15 protein-coding genes are annotated in these 17,056 nt (G+C 56.8%); 2 read left to right on the top strand and 13 right to left on the bottom strand.

The genetic code is table 11. The annotated features are described in order from the left end of the window. Positions 1-81: 81 nt before the first annotated feature. Positions 82-1,416 carry an aspartate aminotransferase family protein gene (locus ASF29_RS00410; RefSeq protein WP_062447356.1) on the top strand — a complete coding sequence of 445 codons (1,335 nt, stop codon included), beginning with the start codon at positions 82-84 and terminating at the stop codon, positions 1,414-1,416. 123 nt (positions 1,417-1,539) lie between these two features. Here the strand turns inward: ASF29_RS00410 and ASF29_RS00405 are convergent, their stop codons facing one another. The 3 genes from ASF29_RS00405 to ASF29_RS00395 all read right to left on the bottom strand — a co-directional run bounded on the left by ASF29_RS00405 (position 1,540) and on the right by ASF29_RS00395 (position 5,913). Continuing rightward, a complete protein-coding gene (locus ASF29_RS00405) occupies positions 1,540-2,886 on the bottom strand; it encodes an SLC13 family permease (RefSeq protein WP_062447354.1) in 1,347 nt (448 codons plus the stop codon). Positions 2,887-2,977: 91 nt separating this feature from the next. Next, the gene (locus ASF29_RS00400) at positions 2,978-4,492 is read right to left on the bottom strand and encodes a malonyl-CoA synthase (RefSeq protein ID WP_062447351.1); all 1,515 of its coding nucleotides are present in this window, start codon (positions 4,490-4,492) and stop codon (positions 2,978-2,980) included. Positions 4,493-4,518: 26 nt separating this feature from the next. After that, positions 4,519-5,913, bottom strand: coding sequence for a malonyl-CoA decarboxylase (locus tag ASF29_RS00395; RefSeq protein WP_062447350.1), 1,395 nt, complete (start codon positions 5,911-5,913; stop codon positions 4,519-4,521). Positions 5,914-6,065: 152 nt separating this feature from the next. On the opposite strand from ASF29_RS00395, the gene ASF29_RS00390 reads away from it, so the two are divergent. Then, positions 6,066-6,713, top strand: a complete 648-nt coding sequence (locus ASF29_RS00390) for a GntR family transcriptional regulator (protein WP_062447347.1) — start codon at positions 6,066-6,068, stop codon at positions 6,711-6,713. Between the two features lie 24 nt (positions 6,714-6,737). Here ASF29_RS00390 and ASF29_RS00385 read toward each other — a convergent pair whose 3' ends face one another. The 10 genes from ASF29_RS00385 to ASF29_RS00340 all read right to left on the bottom strand — a co-directional run bounded on the left by ASF29_RS00385 (position 6,738) and on the right by ASF29_RS00340 (position 16,988). Next, positions 6,738-7,550, bottom strand: a complete 813-nt coding sequence (locus tag ASF29_RS00385; protein ID WP_062447345.1) for a hypothetical protein — start codon at positions 7,548-7,550, stop codon at positions 6,738-6,740. A gap of 15 nt (positions 7,551-7,565) precedes the next feature. Continuing rightward, the gene (locus ASF29_RS24810; RefSeq protein WP_082453318.1) at positions 7,566-8,633 is read right to left on the bottom strand and encodes a D-alanyl-D-alanine carboxypeptidase family protein; all 1,068 of its coding nucleotides are present in this window, start codon (positions 8,631-8,633) and stop codon (positions 7,566-7,568) included. Between the two features lie 226 nt (positions 8,634-8,859). Next, positions 8,860-10,203, bottom strand: a complete 1,344-nt coding sequence (locus ASF29_RS00375; protein WP_062447343.1) for an MATE family efflux transporter — start codon at positions 10,201-10,203, stop codon at positions 8,860-8,862. After that, positions 10,203-10,781: a peroxidase-related enzyme gene (locus ASF29_RS00370; RefSeq protein WP_062447340.1), complete on the bottom strand. Its 579-nt coding sequence runs from the start codon at positions 10,779-10,781 to the stop codon at positions 10,203-10,205. The genes ASF29_RS00375 and ASF29_RS00370 overlap by 1 nt, the downstream gene beginning before the upstream one ends. A 1-nt stretch (position 10,782) precedes the next feature. Continuing rightward, positions 10,783-11,289 carry a CMD domain protein gene (locus tag ASF29_RS00365; RefSeq protein ID WP_062448548.1) on the bottom strand — a complete coding sequence of 169 codons (507 nt, stop codon included), beginning with the start codon at positions 11,287-11,289 and terminating at the stop codon, positions 10,783-10,785. Positions 11,290-11,390: 101 nt separating this feature from the next. Next, positions 11,391-12,857, bottom strand: coding sequence for an NAD(P)/FAD-dependent oxidoreductase (locus ASF29_RS00360; protein ID WP_062448546.1), 1,467 nt, complete (start codon positions 12,855-12,857; stop codon positions 11,391-11,393). Positions 12,858-12,936: 79 nt separating this feature from the next. Next, complete coding sequence (locus tag ASF29_RS00355) at positions 12,937-14,007, bottom strand: ABC transporter ATP-binding protein (RefSeq protein ID WP_062447338.1); 1,071 nt, start codon at positions 14,005-14,007, stop codon at positions 12,937-12,939. Between the two features lie 4 nt (positions 14,008-14,011). Then, a complete protein-coding gene (locus ASF29_RS00350) occupies positions 14,012-14,803 on the bottom strand; it encodes an ABC transporter permease (protein ID WP_062447335.1) in 792 nt (263 codons plus the stop codon). Between the two features lie 10 nt (positions 14,804-14,813). Next, entirely contained in the window at positions 14,814-15,797 is a 984-nt protein-coding gene (locus ASF29_RS00345) for an ABC transporter permease (protein ID WP_062447332.1), read from the bottom strand. 90 nt (positions 15,798-15,887) lie between these two features. Further along, positions 15,888-16,988 (bottom strand): extracellular solute-binding protein, encoded by a 1,101-nt coding sequence (locus ASF29_RS00340; RefSeq protein WP_062447331.1) that lies wholly within the window; start codon positions 16,986-16,988, stop codon positions 15,888-15,890. Between the last annotated feature and the right edge of the window lie 68 nt (positions 16,989-17,056).

Here is a 17,056-nt window from a genome sequence, read left to right as displayed (position 1 = left end):
TGGGTTGAGCCCACCGAGAAAAGGGCTTGTTTCGAAGCACAAGAATCTGGAAAGTGACTCATCAAAACACGGGGGATTCCAATGGACCACACCAGCAAATCGAACATGCCGAACCTCGCCAATTTCTGGATGCCGTTTACAGCCAACCGGCAGTTCAAGGCCGCGCCGCGTCTTCTGGCCAGCGCCGAGGGCATGTATTACACAGATATAGACGGCAATCGGATTCTCGACGGCACTGCCGGGCTATGGTGCGTCAACGCTGGCCATGGCCGCAGACGCATCGCTGAAGCCGTTGAAAGACAGCTCTCCACGCTGGACTTCGCGCCAACGTTCCAGATGGGCCATCCGATTGCATTCGAATTTGCAGAGAAGCTCGCAGCTGTGTCTCCCGGCGGACCTGACGCGGGACTCGACCGTGTCTTCTTCACCGGCTCTGGTTCGGAGTCTGTCGATACGGCACTCAAAATCGCCATCGCCTATCAGCGCGCGATCGGCCAGGGAACGCGCAGCCGCATCATCGGCCGCGAAAAGGGCTATCACGGTGTCGGTTTCGGCGGCATTTCCGTTGGCGGCCTCGTCAACAACCGCAGGGTCTTCCCACAAATCCCAGCCGACCACATGCGACACACGCTCGATCTCGATCGCAACGCCTTCTCAAAGGGTATTCCAGCCCATGGCGTGGAACTGGCAGACGATCTGGAACGGCTCGTCGCCCTGCATGGTGCCGAAACGATCGCTGCCGTTATCGTGGAACCCATGTCTGGTTCCGCGGGCGTCATCCTGCCGCCAGAAGGCTATCTCCAACGCTTGCGCGCCATCGCAGACAAACACGGCATTCTGCTGATTTTCGACGAGGTCATAACCGGTTTCGGACGCCTCGGCACGCCTTTCGCGACAGATTACTTTGGCGTGGTCCCGGATCTCGTCACGACGGCGAAGGGCATCACCAACGGCGCTGTTCCGATGGGTGCGGTGTTTGCAAAGCGCGCAGTCTATGATGCGCTCATGCAGGGGCCTGAAAACCAGATCGAGCTCTTCCATGGCTACACCTATTCCGGCCATCCAGTGGCCTGTGCCGCCGGTATCGCTACGCTTGAAATCTATCAGGATGAGGACCTTCTCACCCGTGCAGCCACACTTGCAACGGCATGGCAGGACGCTCTTCACTCCGTAAAGGACCTGCCCTACGTTCTCGACGTCCGAAACCTCGGGCTCGTTGGAGCGATCGAGCTTGCTCCTCGCGATGGCGCGCCGGGCACACGCGCTTACGACGTGTTTGTAGAATGCTTGAAAAAAGGCCTGCTGATCCGCGTCACTGGCGACATCATCGCCCTGTCTCCACCGCTGATCATCGAGGAAAGCCAGATCGCAGACATCGTCTCCATCATCGGTGACGTGTTGAAACGCACTGCATAAGCCCGCTCTTTATCAAAAAAAGGATGGCATAGCTCGAAACCCAGGCTCTGCCATCTTATTTCAACCTTGCAAAAGTCGCGGATGCCGAGGCATCCGCGATCTGTTTCAATCCTTACCTATGGGTTACACCAAGCCAGGAACGACGAAGACCAGCCAGGCCACGATAGGTCCAATGATGGCGATCAGCGCGCTATAGATCAGCAATTGACGCAAGACCTCCTGACGGCGGTCATCAGGCGCGTTCGCAACGACAAGGGCGCCATTGGTAGAGAAGGGGCTGGTATCGACAATCGTTGTCGAAATCGCTATTGCCGCGACGACGCCGACGGCGCTGACCTGACCCTGTAGAAGAAATGGCACGGCAAGCGGAATGATGGCACCGAGCAGCGCCGTCGAAGACGCGAATGCGGAGACGATGGCGCCAGTAAAGCAGAGCAGCAGAGCCACCAGAAGCGGCATGCCCAGGCTGGAGATGCCGTGTGCCACGTAATCCACCGTCCCTGCCTTTTCCATCACACCAACATAGGTGATGATACCGGCGATCAAAAGCACGGTTGACCAACTGACTTTGTCGATAGCTGCCTTTTGTGTTTTCGGTGACAGCAGTGCGAGAACGACGGCAACGGTCATTGCGACAAGGCCGACGTTGAATTTGAAGATAAGAGCACCCACGCCCAGTGCCGTCAAGCCGATGAGCGTCGTGATGCGTTCGCTGTTCAGGCGCAGGTTTGCCGCAGTGTCGCCGGCTGTCCCGTAAGCGTGTTCACGGATGGCTTTCGCAGGAGTTCCGCCATGTCCGCGGATGGCTTCCGCCACGCCTTCGGGATGGAGTTCAGGCAGGGGTTCACGCGAAGCGGAAATCTGCCGCGCGATCTTTGCGCCGCCGAAAATGAAAAAGACGAGTACGGCGATGGCAAGATTGAAGAAGAAGCTGGAGAGGAACAGCGAGGTCGGAGCAAATGGCAACCCGGCCTTCGCCACGATCTGGTTGGTGATCCCCCCGTAGATGCTGATCGGCGAAAAGCCGCCCGCCTGCGCGCCATGAATGACCATCAGGCCCATCATAACCGGATGAATGCGATATTGCACCGCAAAGCTGAGGGCAACCGGTGCCAGAATCGCAACCGCAGCCGGTCCCAAGGCGCCGAAACCTGTGATGATCGCTGCGACGAGAAACATCACCCATGGAATGAGACCTATCCGCCCGCGTACCACCCGCACGGCACCTTCCACCAGCCAGTCGATGGTGCCGTTGATTTGTGCAATGCCAAAAAGATAGGTCACCGCGACAAGTGTCAGAAACAGATCGCTCGGAAAACCGGCGAAGATGTCGTTGGTTTTCATTCCAATGACGAGCGTGCCGAGCACGAAGGCGCCGGCAAAAGCCAAGGCACCCATGTTGATTGGCTGGATCGTCGCGATGACGAACATCGCAATGAGCAGCCCGATAGACAGTATTTCAATACCCATGATTCCCCTCCCTTCGACGCCTCCCGCGCCGTGGTGCTGTTTTCAAATCGAGAAAGCCAAGCCGCGTGTTCCTCACCAACACGCGCCCCTCTCAGCTCACGTTGTAGAGATCAGCAAAACGCTGACGAAGAACGTTCTTTTGGACCTTGCCCATGGTGTTGCGTGGCAAATCTTCGGCGAAGATCACCCGCTTGGGCTGTTTGTAGCGCGCAAGCCTTTCGGTCAGTGCGGCAATAACCTGCGGTTCGTCTAGGGAAGCACCGGGCTTGCGCACGACGATGGCCGTTACACCCTCACCGAAATCAGGGTGCGGCACACCGATGACGGCGCTTTCCACGACACCGTCGATCTGATCGATCTCGCTTTCGACCTCTTTCGGATAGATGTTGTAGCCACCCGAAATCACCAGATCCTTGCCGCGGCCGACGATATGGACGTATCCGTCCTTGTCGATCTTGCCGAGATCGCCACTAATGAAGAAACCATCTGCGGTAAATTCGGCCGCCGTCTTTTCCGGCATCCGCCAGTAACCCTTGAAGACGTTCGGACCCTTGATTTCGATCATGCCGGTTTCCTCATCCGGCAACAGGTCTCCCGTTGATGGATCGGTGACGCGAACGGTCACGCCGGGCAGTGGAAAGCCGACGGTTCCGGCAATTCTCTTGCCATCATAGGGATTGGACGTGTTCATATTGGTTTCGGTCATGCCGTAGCGCTCGAGAATGGCGTGACCGGTGCGGCGCTCGAAATCCACATGGGTCTCACTGAGCAGCGGCGCAGAACCGGAAATGAACAGGCGCATCGTGGAAACGGCCTGCTTGTCCAGGCGTGAGCTCTGGAGAAGGCGCACATAGAATGTCGGTACGCCCATCAGAAGTGTTGCCTGAGGCATGAGCGACAGCACTTCTTCCGGATCGAACTTCGGTAACAAAATCAACGAAGAGCCTGCAAGCAGCGTGACGTTTGTTGCGACGAACAATCCATGCGTATGGAAGATCGGCAGGGCGTGGATCAACCTGTCATCAGCCGTCACCCGCCAGATCTCACGCAGGGTCCGAGCGTTCGACAACAGATTGTCGTGCGTCAACATCGCACCCTTGGAGCGTCCGGTCGTGCCGGATGTATAAAGGATGGCGGCCAGATCGTCCGACGCGCGCGCCGCATCGACAAAGTCGGCCTGCTCGTTACCGGCCAGCGTCATGAGCGAACCGTTACCATCGGCATCCAGCGTCTCGACGATGGCGCCATGCGGGGCAGCCACAGTCTTCACATTGTCCCTAACCGAGGTCGACACAACCACCAGCCTTGGCTGCGCATCGCCGATGAAATAATCGAGCTCAGCCAGCGTGTAGGCCGTGTTGAGCGGCAGATAGACGGCACCGCTGCGCACGCAGGCGAGGTAGAGCACGAGTGCTTCCGCGCTCTTTTCCACCTGAACGGCAACGCGGTCACCGGGTTGAATGCCAAGCTTGACGAGCGCGTTCGCGATACGCCCTGAAAGATCGATCGCCTCGCCATAGGTCCAAGACCGTCCCCCGTTGGTGACGATGAATGGTGCATCGCTGCGAGCGGCTGCCCTTATTGCGTCGAAAAGATGGTTGCCCATGAATGCCCTCCCTCACATTTGTTGTTTTACGATTTGCGCGGTTTGCTCTGAAATGCGGCACTATTGGCCACCGCTTTGATTTCGCCCCGTTGCTTCAAAAGGCTTTTGACCGACGGCGACGCAGCCACCTCACCGCGCTGCGCCAACGCTTCGTGGTTGGCGACGATATCATCGAGTTTGTAGAGATAATTCACCATCAGTCCATGAGCTTGCTTCATAGCCTTACCCGAGCGATCGCCAAGGAAATTCAGCCTTTCCAGCCGTGCGCCGTTGCCAAGGTGAAACCGCGCCACCGGATCGACCGGGCGACCATCGGATGTCTTGGCTGCCAGGAAATAATGCGACGCCATCGGCAACAGCACGCGCTCGACCTTGCCGGCGGTCTCCTCGTCGCTGCTCCACGATGGATCATCCATCAATGCCAGGGTTGAACGATCCGTTTCCGACAGCAGCGTGTCATCCTCTGCCTTGCGGATGCCAGCCAGCCAGCGTGCAAAACCCGGCACCGGCGACAGTGTGACGAAGTTGGTGAGGCCCGGAAGTTCCCGCTTCAGGTCATCAACCACCTGCTTGATCAGAAAGTTACCGAACGAAATGCCACGCAGGCCATCCTGGCAATTGGATATGGAATAGAAGACGGCGGTTGTCGCTTCACCTGCCGCGATCTGCGTGCGGCTTTCATCCAACACGTCATGAATGCTGGTCGGGACCGCACGCGTCAGGGCCACCTCGACGAAAACGAGCGGCTCATCGGCCAGTCGCGGATGGAAAAAAGCAAAGCAACGGCGGTCCGATGGCGCAAGTCTGCGGCGCAATTCATCCCAGCCCGCGATTTTGTGTACGGCTTCATACGCGATGATCTTTTCCAGGATATTGGCCTGCGTCGCCCAGTCGATAGGCCGCAACGTCAGGAAGCCTCGGTTGAACCAGGAACTGAAAAGATGCGTGAAATCCGCGTCGAGCGCCTGAAAACCCTCGTCCTTGTCTTTGAGCAACAGGAGTTGCTCCCGCATTCTGACAAGCTTGGCAGTTCCGCTCGGCGCCTGATTCAACCGGCGAAGCAATTCCTGCCGTCTGGGTTCGGCCGCTTGATGAAGGCCGAGGATCGCTGCTGAACTCCTGTCCGTGCTGTAAGTTGCGATAGCCTCTTCGAGCTTTGCGGTATCTGGGCCGAATTTATCGGAAAGCAGACGGAAAAACCGCTGCGCCCCCTCGGCATCGAGAACGCTCCAGCGATCGAGAATTTCTGCCGCAAGCGCCATGCCCGACGCTTCGCCGCGGCTCGACAGCAGCATTTCGCACAGTGTCTCGGTGTCGGCATTGGCAGCCACATCCGTCACACGGGGGCCAGAAAACAGAAGTTTCCGCCCGCGGTCGGTAATGTTCTGGATCATGTCCATAAAGAATGACGTTTCAGACATCACCGCTCTCCCTCGGTTTCCAGTCGAGAAAGCTGTATTAGCAGCTTTCCATTCCCAACGCTTATCGTTAGCATCCAAACTCTCAGCGCTGGCACACGTTGTCAAGTATCTTGTATACAAGAATATGGTTATTGCATTCGAAGGTGAGAAAGATGTCCGAAAAAGTAGGCCGATGGCTGCGGGACGAAATTGAAAATTCAATTCTTTCGAATGAGTTCGCTCCGGGCGAGCGACTTGACGAGACAGTGCTCGCAACACGCTTCGGCGTATCGCGCACGCCGGTGCGAGAGGCATTGATGCAGCTTGACGCCATTGGTCTCATCGAAATCAGACCACGAAGGGGCGCGGTCGTGATTGATCCCGGTCCGCATCGGGTCTATGAAATGTTCGAAGTCATGGCCGAGCTGGAAGGCCTTGCGGGCTCGCTCGCTGCGAGACGTCTGGACACATCATCTCGTGAGGCAATTACCCTGACCCATGCTCGCTGCGAACGATCGGCGGCGGCTGGAGACAGTGACGCCTATTATTATGATAATGAAGAATTCCACATCGCCATCTACGACGCGAGCCAGAGCGATTTTCTCAAGGCCCAATGCGCCCAACTGCACCGGCGACTTCGACCCTATCGTCGCTTGCAGCTGCGGGTGCGCAACCGCCTTTCGACATCATTTCAGGAACATTGCGCCATCGTCGACGCCATCTTCACCGGCGATGGCGAAGAAGCGCGCCGCCTGCTGCGCGGTCATGTCGGCATTCAGGGCGAGCGTTTCAGCGACCTCGTCGCCAGCATGGCGCGATGACGCTGCCGGTGATTGCTGCCAGTGCTACAGTGAGAACAGATCGGAAGAGGCCTTTAGTTTCGGCACGACGAGATCGTAATCGCTTTCCACGATGCCTCGAAGCGCAATCGCAGCCATGGCGCTTTCATAGATCTTGATCTTCTGGTCGCTGACCGGGACGCAGCGTGGATGGATGATACCCTCCCATCCGTCGAAGGGTATGAACCAGTCCCCTGGCTCCATGGCTGCATGCTCCACGTAACATTGCAGCACAAACAGCATTCGCTCGTGCAAGGCGACCATTTTCGACTCGTTTTCCGGCCCGATCTCGGCATAACCCTCCGCACCCTCGGTGATAGGCAGGCCAAGCGCCCTTGCCATGTCGATCTCGAAATGAGTGAAATCGCCATAGGGTCGTTTGCAATCGATAGAACTCGATCGCCAGCTCGTTGTTTGCAACAGTCGAACATGATTCGCCGTCACCTCGAAGCTGCTCAACCCTTTGACTGGTTGGCTCAATGTATAGCGACCCGGTGAAAAGCTGGCATGAAGGAAGAACGCGCAGATGACCCTCTCCATTCGCTGGAGGGCATCCGAAGCCGGGTTCTCGAACGCGTTCCAATAGGCATCTTCGTCCATGCCCTGTGGGATAATGGCAGGCGCTCCCGCTTCACAATCAATCCAGAGCGCGCGGGCGCGACGAAACCATTCGATATCATCGGCTGTGATCGTGACCGGGCGGGCGTAACGCCATGAGGGTGCAGCAAACGCCGGAGATGCTACGACTGCCGCAAGCAGACTGGCGATCAACGAACGCCGTGTCAGCTCTACTTTTCCAGTGAACACATAGCCACGCATGGAGACGTCCCGATTTTATCCTGCAGAACCTGTACCGTGCTGAACGCGTGGACGCTCAAGCGGAACAGGCACATCGGCAGCATTATCGCCGGGCCAGGTGGCAATTGCATGAACCTGCGCCGGGATTTGGTCGTTAAGGAAACTTTCCCGACCGGGCAGGCCCATAGGATAAAGTGCTTCGCGACCGGCTTCATAGGCGACACTTTTGTCCGTACAGAGACGAATGCGCATGTCCTCGGGCGCAACCTCCGGACGGTTTTGAATGGCTTCTACGGTGCCAGCCGGTTGAAGCTGGCCTTGGAAGGCCTGTGTCAGATATTGCGCGGATCGCTCGTCGCGTTCTCGCTCCGTGGTGGCGCCCATCATTACCACCATCAAGCGCTTTCCGTTGCGTTCGGCCAGTCCCACATAATTGCGCCCCGACGCGCACAAAAATCCGGTCTTCATACCAACCGTCCCGTTGAAACGGGTCAACAGCGCGTTGTTGGACTTAATTTCCTTGCCATCGATGGTAACGGCTGACGCCTGAAAGAAACGGCGATATTCCGGATAAAGCCGGTCAATTTCCATGCCAAGAAGTGCAAGATCGCGGGCAGTCGTATAGTTCGTCCGGTTGAACAACCCGTTCGGGCTAGCGAAATGGGTTGCCGTCATGCCCAGCCTTTGCGCTTCGGAATTCATGCGCTGAACGAATTCAGCCTCAGTGGGGGCCACCGCTTCCGCCAGTGCCACGGCAACATCATTGGCCGACGCGGCTATCGTCGCAAACAAGGCATCTTCCAGCGTCATCGTCCGACCAAGGGTCAGACCCGATTCCAGAAAAGCCTGTTTCGTGGCGTTGCGCGTCATCACCACCGGTGTGGTGAGGGTCACCTGCCCGGAGCGCAATGCTTCGAAAACCACCAGCGCCGTCATCAGCTTGGTCGTAGAGGCCGGATACCACGGCACACCGGCTTCTTCCTGATAGAGCACCTGGTGGTTCGCCGTATCGACGACCAGCACCGGAGTGGCTTCGGCGGCACCGCTCGTCAGAAGGACTGTCGAACAGACCAAACCCATCCCGATGCCTCGGGTCAAACTCATTTTTAACATGTCTCATACTCCACGCAACCAGGACCGTCATGGCACGAGATGCCATTCAGGTACAGGCACGAACGACGGAGATCGGGGTCTTAGTAGCCGGACCCGAATCTCCAGAAATGACTTCGCGGCCTTTTATTCGAACGTTTTGTCGCCTGACATCACGCAATTGCAATGCAGATAAGACAATTTGTAGGCCTCAGGCTTTTTATATCCGGACCAGTATCCGTTAGGCTTCCTTGAAGGTCTTGGCCGCAAGGCGTGGCAGCATCCAGCGGAAGACGATGGAGCGAATGCTCTGGAACAGGATAAGCGCGATCCACAAGCCATGATTGCCGAAGGCAGGCTGGAGCACCGACCATGCGGCAAAATATATGGCTAAAGAGATCAGCATGAGGTTTCGCATCTGCCGCGACCACGTTGCGCCGATGTAGATGCCATCCATCTGGAAAGCGACCACGCCGATGAGCGGCAGGATTGCGGCATAGGGAAGGAAGGTGGTTGCCAGAGCCGTTATGTCATCCGTAGGCGACGTCATGGAAATGACCCATGAGCCACTGACGAGAAAGGCGGCTGAAACAAGAGCCGCGAAAATGAACCCCCACAAGGTGGTCAGCGTAATCATTCGGTCGAAAGCAGGTCGATAACGGGCACCGACAGCGCGCCCGGCAAGCTGCTCTGCAGCCGTCGCAATTCCATCCAGAAAGGCGACACCGAAAAAATAGAAACGCAGAAGAATGGTGTTGGCAGCCAGAATATCGATACCCAGCATGCCGCTTTGGCGGGTAAAGAAGGACAAGCCGATCAGCAGCGACAGTGAGCGGATCATCATGTCGGAATTCACTGAAAACAGCAGGCGCAGGCTTTTGACGTCGGGGATTTCCCACAGGCTCTTCTCGGTCCGTCTCAGAATGAGAAACAGCCCCAGAAATGCCGTCACGGCTTCGGCGACCAGACCGGCGATGGCGACCCCGGCAATGCCCCAACCAAGTCCAAGCACCCACCAGAAACTCAGCAGGATGTTCAAGCCGTTCAGCACCGTTTGCAGTATCAGGGCTGCGACCGCCTCCCCGCGCCCGATAACCCATCCGAAAATGACGAAATTGATCAGCACGAATGGTGCCGACCACACTCGCCAACCGAAATAGATGGACGCAGCATCTGCGACCGGACCATTGGCTCCGAGAATGAAAAGCCCTGCCTTGCCGATGGGAACATGCAGCAACAGAAGCAGCAACCCGGAAACCAGCGCTATAACGAGACCGCCCAGCAACATGCGCTGCTCGGCGCGACGATCACCTGCGCCTACAGCCTGGGCCGTAAAACCGGTCGTCGCACCGCGCAGGAAGTTGAAGGAAACGAAGATCACGTCGAAGATGACGGCGGCCAGCGCAACCCCGCCGATCAAGGCTTCGTCCCTCAACTGCCCGATCACGCCAGTCGCAACGAGGCTGACCAAAGGCGTTGAGAGATAGGCGATCATCATGGGAACGGCGATGCGCAAGACACCGGCATGTGTCACGTCGAACGCCCTTGCCGCTTCTTCCGGTGCCTCGACACGCATTTGTGACATCAGGCTTTCCGATGCGGCTCGCCGAGTGTGTGCATCAGCCGATTGGCCCAACCGAAAATCGCAACCGCATGGATCAGATCCAGTATCTCCAGGTCGTCAAGTCCGATTTCGCGAAGATGATAGAACTGGTAGACACCGACATGGTCTGGATGTTCGGTCAGATCGACGCCGAAATTGAAAAGTGCCTGCTCGAAATCCGGCAGGTCTGCATCCAACCCTTTTTCATAGATTTCTTCGATGACATCGGGCTTCTTCTCAAGCTGGATATAGCGATTGGCGTGGACCGACGCGCAGTAGATGCACTTGTTGACGAAGGACGCGGCCAAAGCACCGATTTCACGTCCACCACGTGAAAGTCCACCTTCGCTATACATAATGTCGTTGAAAAGGGGCGTGCGCTCGGCGAGCATCTCCGCTTCCTGCGCAAGAACGAGAACGTAATCCGATACTTTCGTGTTTGAAGGCGTGACCTTCATCGCATCCAGTTGTTCTGCGGTCGCTTCCGCCAGGTCAACCGGCTTGACGTAAGGTTTCCAGATCAGCGGATCGAGCGTGAATTCGTGAATAGCATCGGACATTTCAGTTATCCCTCAGCATTTTGAGACCGGCGACGACAAGAACCTGATAGTTGACGAAAGCAATCAGGCCGGCGAGCGTCACGATATCCCGGTCATCCAGACCTGCGGCATAGAGTTTTTCGATGTTTTCACGCGTCGCCTCCTTCGGAGACAAGGTGACGAGGTCGATATGGCGCAAGATGGCGGCAAGCCGGCTGGTTTCATCCGCAGGCTTGTATCCCGGCATGGCGATATCCAGCAGCGCTTCTGTCGACCCTTCCTTTTCGAGCAGGGCCTTATATTGTCCAGCCAGTTCTTGCGCATTCCACAGATTGGCCATTCGAAGCGCAAAGGCCGCGCGCTCCGCGTAGGAGAAGTTACGCGGGTCTTGTGGATGGAAAGCCGCGTTGAAGCTTGATTGCGTGAATTGCTGAAGCTTGGCGCGCCGCTCGCGCAGTTTTGCCAGATCCGAATTGGCCGCCAGGCCCAATGCGGTGTTGATGACGTCACCATCGGCTGTGGTTATCATGTCCATATCCTTTCAGTCTTGCGTCCTGCCTTGTCCAGCGCATCAGGCACATGTCGAATTTAAATGATTAAGACCAGAAGTGGCCTTTCAGGGCGGCATCGTCAGGCGGACTTCTGCTCGGGAGCGACCGCGTCGGCATCCACCCATTCCGTCCCGTCCAGTTCAGGTTTCTCATAAGCCAAGAGCTCATCCCAATGATAATCGATATCGCGGATGAAAAGACGACCGGCAATGCCGCGCGCAAGCCACAGCGCGCCTTCGCTGATGGCCGGAATGTCGCCACTTACCTTGCCAAGGCTCATGGTCGAGCCGTAGTTGAAGCAGTGAATATCCTTGAGCCACGGTGCCGCACCGGGCTTCTTCTCGGTGAAGGAGAAGTCATCCTCGAGCCACGGAAACCGTCCAAGCGAAGGGTTGGCTTCATCTGCGGGTGGAATGAAACGATCTTGCCAGCAGGCAATCTGGTCTTGATAAGGCGCAAGCTCGCTTCGGCTCAAGGGATCGATGTTGAAACCGGTGCCGAGGATGACAAAATCCGTCTTGAAGATGCGGCCATTTGTGGTGGTAACGACAATCTCGCCGCCTTCTTTTCTCATCGACGCAATTGCACAATCGAAATGGAAATAGGCGTTGGAGTGCTTGCTGACGCGCAATGTCGAATTGTGCGGTGCCGGCGTCTGCTGCTTGGTCGAATAATCCATCAGCCGCCAACGCCATTGCGGTGATATCTGCGGAAATCCCGCCGTCACGCCATAGGAACCGATGCCCATCAGCTTGTTGATCGTCGGCATCTTCTTGCGGCGGGCAAGCAGGCGGACTTCCCCCGCACCCGCTTCCAGCGCTTCCGAGGCATTATCAACCGCAGAAGCGCCGACACCGATTACGACGACGCGTTTGCCGCGCAGCGCACCGAAGTCAATCATGTCGGCGGAATGCCCCCAATCCTCGTGACGTGTGAGCGCATTGACGAAGGACGGTATCGCAGGCTCGCCCAGACCATCACGTCCCGTCGCCATCACCACTTTACGTGTAAGGATCGAAGCGCGCTCTCCGTCCTGAATTTCAAGCTCGAGCAGACCATCCGGTCGGGGCATGATGCGCGTGACATGCGTCTCGTTTTCCACCGGAATCGACAGCACATCCCGATACCAGTTCAGATAATCCATCCACATCGGTCGAAGTATGCGAAACAGCTCATCCCATGTCTCGACACCGTGTTGAGCGGTGAACCAAGCCCGGAAGGTCAGGGACGCCATGCCGAGCGCTGGACCCAGCAAAATCTTCGGCGACCGTAACGTTTCCATTCGGGCATAGGTGACCCATGGCCCCTCAGCACCCTTCGCTGCCCTGTCGAGAACGCGGACATTGCCGATACCTGCACGGGTCAACGCATGCCAGGCAACCAGACCGCACATCCCTCCACCAATGATCACCACGTTACTCACCGGCCTTCCGTCAGCAGACTGAACGGGTTTCGACCAATCCTTAGCCGGGTAATTCAAAAATTCGAGATCCTGCCGGACACGCTCATTGAGCTGCGCCAATCCTGGGTTCTCCTCGGTGGTCATCGATAAATCCTTTGTTCGCATATGTTTTGCAGATGGTTTTCAGCTTGCTGTCGCTCCACGCCATTCCTGCACTTGCCACTTAGTCCGCCAGAATCACGGCGTCCTCTTCGCGCCAACCGATCCAAACCTCGTCACCAGACACTTGCGACAGCGCGACAAGGTCGAGCTGTGCCGTGACCTCCTGCCCGTTGGCGAGCGCGATAACCAGCGACGTGTGATTTCCCTTGAAAATACGTTGCAGGACACGTCCCGAAAGACCCAGCCTGTCCATCGGCTTTTCACTTGAGCAGTGGAGCGCTTCCGGTCTGAGCGCCACCGTTACCCGTTCGCCGATTGCGGGTTGTCTGGTATCGACCTTGGCATGGATGACGTTGCCTTCCCAGCGCAGCGCGGCCATACCGCCCTCCACCGAGATGACCTCGCAGTCCAGAAAATTGCTCTGGCCGATGAAGCTGGCGACAAATCGGCTGCGCGGCTTGGAATAGAGCGTATGCGGATCGCCCATCTGCTCCACGCGGCCATTGTTCATGACCACGATCACGTCGGACATGGTCAGTGCCTCTTCCTGGTCGTGGGTGACGAAAATGAAGGTCTTGCCGGTGGTTTGCTGGATGGACTTCAGTTCGATCTGCATCTGCTGGCGCAACTTCGCATCGAGCGCGCTCAAAGGTTCGTCCAGGAGCAAGACATTTGGATCGGGCGCAAGGGCACGCATCAAAGCGACGCGCTGGCGTTGCCCACCGGACAGTTGATCCGGCGTCCGGTCGGCAAAATCCTTTAGATGAACGAGGCTCAGAAGCTCCTGGGTCCGCTTGTGAATGGCATCGGACGGCAAACCCTTCAGTTCGAGGCCGAAGGCAATATTGCGGGCGACGGTCAGATGCGGAAAGAGCGCGTAGTCCTGAAAGACGATGTTGACATTGCGTTTATTGGGAGGAAGTCGCGTGATGTCCTTTCCATCAAGAAAGATTTCTCCCGAGGATGGCGTCTCGAACCCACCCAACATGCGCAATGTGGTCGACTTTCCGCATCCGGAAGGGCCAAGCAAGGTGACGAACTGCCCGGGCGCAATGGCAAGGTCGAGATTATCGACGGCAAGCGATGTGCCGTAATATTTGTTGACGTTGCGAAAGTGAACGACTGGCTGCATGGGGTCAGGTCCTTGAACGGCGTGTAAAGTGTTCGGCGTAGAGGCCGACGCAGGCGGTAACGAGGAGAACGATCGTGGCCATGGCATTGATTTCCGGCGACATGCCGCTTTGCACCTTGGCAAAAATCAACATCGGAAGCGTCGTCTGATATCCCCCGAGGAAGAACGTCCGAACGAAGTCGTCGATACTGGTGAGAACACAGAAAATCATCCCGCCGATCAGCGCCGGCGCAAGAAACGGAATGGTGACACGGACGAATGCGATGAAATTATCGGCGCCGAGGTCACGCGCGGCATCGATCAGATTGTTCGGCATCGAGCGCAATCTCGTCAGCACCATGATGACCACGAAGGGAACGGCATGCACCGTATGACCCAGAATGACTGCGCCGGTGCCGGTGGGAATATCCAGCACACGAATGAAAATTCGCATCGAAATGGCATTGATCAGACCGGGCACCACTGCTGGCAGACAGGCCAGCGCAAAAATGATCGCCCTACCCCAGATTCCTTCCGCAGATATCAGGAGCGCAATCCAAAGCCCGATGGCGGTGGCGAATATCGTCGTCGATACCGCAATGAAAATCGAGTAGCCGGCAGCGTGTAGAAACTGCTTGTCCTGCAAGACCTTGCCGTACCAGTCCAATGTCCAGTTGCCGATCGGGAATGCGATGAAGTTGGCGTCCTTGAAACTCATGGCCATCATCAACGCCAGAGGCAGCAGGAGATAGATGACGAATAGCCAGTAGGAAGCGGACAGTGCCGTTTTGGGAGCATCGTTGAAATATTGGCGCATCTGTCTACCCTCACATCAATCTGACCGAGCGGCCACCGGCCACGCGCATGAATATGCCGACCGTCGATAGCGACACGGCAAGCATCACAACGGAGAAGGCTGCACCGGCTGGCCATTTGTCGCTCGACCCGTGAAACAGGCTCGCAATGATTTCCGGAAAGATGACCGTACCCGGGCCACCCAGAAGCAACGGGGCTGCAAAGACACCGACCGATGTCAGAAAGACGAGACTGCACCCGGACACGATGCCATCTCTGGCGAGCGGAAGGATGACCTTGCGAAACCGAGTGAATGGTCCTGCCCCGAGGTCTGCTGCAGCATCGACCAGTTGTGGTGGTATTTTTTCAATGGCAGAATAGAGCGGTAGAAGCATGAAAAGCGCAATCAGATAGATGACGCCGAAGCTCAACGAGAAATAGGTGTAGAGCATGGGAATGGGCCGATCGATGAAGCCCAGTTCGCGCAGCAACACATTCAGCGCGCCGCGATTGGCCAATAGCATAATGACCGAGAATGTTCTGATCAGCTCGCCTGCCCAGAATGGAATGAGAAGCAAAAGCAAAGCCCGCGTCCGGTTCCTCGGCTTGACGATCTTGGCGACGTAATAGGCAACAGGAAACACCACGATCAGCGTCGCTATGGTGACTGCAGCTGCAAATATGAGACTGCGAACAAACGGAACGAAATATAGCGGTTCGCGGAAAAACAGTCGGTAGTTCTCCAGCGTATAAGCCGCGTCCGCGTTTTCCGGCACCGGATAGGCTGTCATGATACTGATGCGCGCCATCTGGTAGATCGGCCCGATATGCAGCATGACGATCCACACCACCGGAACCACAAGTAGCAGCACGAGGCGTGCCCGTCTGCTGTTTGCCAATGCACCGATTGTCGTCTGATACAGACCCGACTGTGCAACCCTGCCGATCCAGCCTGCATATCGGGCGCTGCCTGCGTTGGCATGTCCATCCGATTGCGTCCTACTATGTTGCGCCATTCATTCGTTCCCGGCTCTGTGTTCCAGCTCTTGAGTTCGTTGACTTGCAGGCCCCGGTATGGAGCCTGCAAATTGCGAAAACACGTCCTGTCAGGCCGCCTTGATCTCCGCAGATGCTCGTTCGATCATATCGTTTTTCATGGCGCGATTGACGGAACTGAAGAACTGGATGCGTTCCATCTGATCCTGCGGTAGAGCGTTCGCAGCGCGTTCGCGGTCGTTGAGAATCTTGTCCACACCATCGATAGTCGATGCGAAGCCGGTCTGACGCGTCAAGGCCGCACCGATCTCCGGAGAGGCCATCATGGCATTGAGGAACGTGTAGGCAGCTTCGGCATTGGGAGCATTGTTGACGACGTTGAAGGAATAAAGGAATCCGTATGTTCCCTCCTTGGGCACCGAAAGCTCCACGGGATGACCGTCCATAATCAGCTTGGCTGCAGGACCTGACCATGCCTGGGCAACGTAAATGTCCTCGTTCAGGAACATCTGCTGCACTTCGGACCCAGCGTCATAATATTTGCGCACCTTGTCTTTCTGCTTGATGAGGAAGTCCCGCGCTTTGTTCGTGGCCTCCTGGGCGACATCGGGCTTGTTCTCATAGGTCACATAGTCGCCATCCGTCCCCTGATAGCGCATCGTGATCGATAGAAAGTCTGAGATGATGTAAGAGGTGAGACCTTTGAATTCGTCATCGAACATGATCGACCAGCTGTCGGTCGGCTTGGTGTAATCGGTGTTGCGGACCAGCCCTTCGAAACCGGCAAGAAGGGGCACACCGTAAATGGTGCCATCGACCGTCAACTGCGGCGCACCCTTGTAAGCGCTCGCCAGCTTGTCCCAGTTCTTGATGCGTGCCGTATCGAGCGGTGCCAGCAGATTTGACTTGATGAACTGCGACAGACGGTGACCCGTCACCGTCACGATGTCGGTGGAGGGCTTGGCACCTTCGGCAGAGAGAAGATTGTACTGCTTGCCCTGGTCATCCGTCAGGCGCACGCGGACCTGAATGCCCGTGTCCTTCTGAAACTGATCGATGAATTCCTGAGGAACGAATTTGTCATAGGTCGTGATGTTCACGACTTTTTCCTGCGCAAACGCTGGCCGGATGATCGATGGTGCGGCCAGAATGCCTGTTCCGGTCGCCAGAATTTTCAGTGCCGAGCGGCGTGTCTGGATGAAGTCTTTCATGTCTCTCTCCTGTCTAGTTCAAATGAACGGGTCCCCCGGCCTTGCGAATCGACACCCCACTCTCAGCG

Origin of the sequence: Rhizobium sp. Leaf262, assembly GCF_001422245.1 — a bacterium.
Taxonomy (GTDB): Bacteria; Pseudomonadota; Alphaproteobacteria; order Rhizobiales; family Rhizobiaceae; genus Agrobacterium.
Note: the sequence above shows the minus strand (reverse complement) of the source record. Positions and strands in the feature narration are given on the sequence as shown.

Excerpts from the sequence above, each read along its gene's own strand:
- ASF29_RS00385 (WP_062447345.1), bottom strand. The coding sequence starts at position 7,550 with ATGCGTGGCTATGTGTTCACTGGAAAAGTAGAGCTGACACGGCGTTCG.
- ASF29_RS24810 (WP_082453318.1), bottom strand. The coding sequence starts at position 8,633 with ATGAGTTTGACCCGAGGCATCGGGATGGGTTTGGTCTGTTCGACAGTC.
- ASF29_RS00370 (WP_062447340.1), bottom strand. The coding sequence starts at position 10,781 with ATGTCCGATGCTATTCACGAATTCACGCTCGATCCGCTGATCTGGAAA.
- ASF29_RS00375 (WP_062447343.1), bottom strand. The coding sequence starts at position 10,203 with ATGTCACAAATGCGTGTCGAGGCACCGGAAGAAGCGGCAAGGGCGTTC.
- ASF29_RS00410 (WP_062447356.1), top strand. The coding sequence starts at position 82 with ATGGACCACACCAGCAAATCGAACATGCCGAACCTCGCCAATTTCTGG.
- ASF29_RS00340 (WP_062447331.1), bottom strand. The coding sequence starts at position 16,988 with ATGAAAGACTTCATCCAGACACGCCGCTCGGCACTGAAAATTCTGGCG.
- ASF29_RS00345 (WP_062447332.1), bottom strand. The coding sequence starts at position 15,797 with ATGGCGCAACATAGTAGGACGCAATCGGATGGACATGCCAACGCAGGC.
- ASF29_RS00350 (WP_062447335.1), bottom strand. The coding sequence starts at position 14,803 with ATGCGCCAATATTTCAACGATGCTCCCAAAACGGCACTGTCCGCTTCC.
- ASF29_RS00355 (WP_062447338.1), bottom strand. The coding sequence starts at position 14,007 with ATGCAGCCAGTCGTTCACTTTCGCAACGTCAACAAATATTACGGCACA.
- ASF29_RS00400 (WP_062447351.1), bottom strand. The coding sequence starts at position 4,492 with ATGGGCAACCATCTTTTCGACGCAATAAGGGCAGCCGCTCGCAGCGAT.
- ASF29_RS00395 (WP_062447350.1), bottom strand. The coding sequence starts at position 5,913 with ATGTCTGAAACGTCATTCTTTATGGACATGATCCAGAACATTACCGAC.
- ASF29_RS00390 (WP_062447347.1), top strand. The coding sequence starts at position 6,066 with ATGTCCGAAAAAGTAGGCCGATGGCTGCGGGACGAAATTGAAAATTCA.
- ASF29_RS00405 (WP_062447354.1), bottom strand. The coding sequence starts at position 2,886 with ATGGGTATTGAAATACTGTCTATCGGGCTGCTCATTGCGATGTTCGTC.
- ASF29_RS00360 (WP_062448546.1), bottom strand. The coding sequence starts at position 12,857 with ATGACCACCGAGGAGAACCCAGGATTGGCGCAGCTCAATGAGCGTGTC.
- ASF29_RS00365 (WP_062448548.1), bottom strand. The coding sequence starts at position 11,289 with ATGATAACCACAGCCGATGGTGACGTCATCAACACCGCATTGGGCCTG.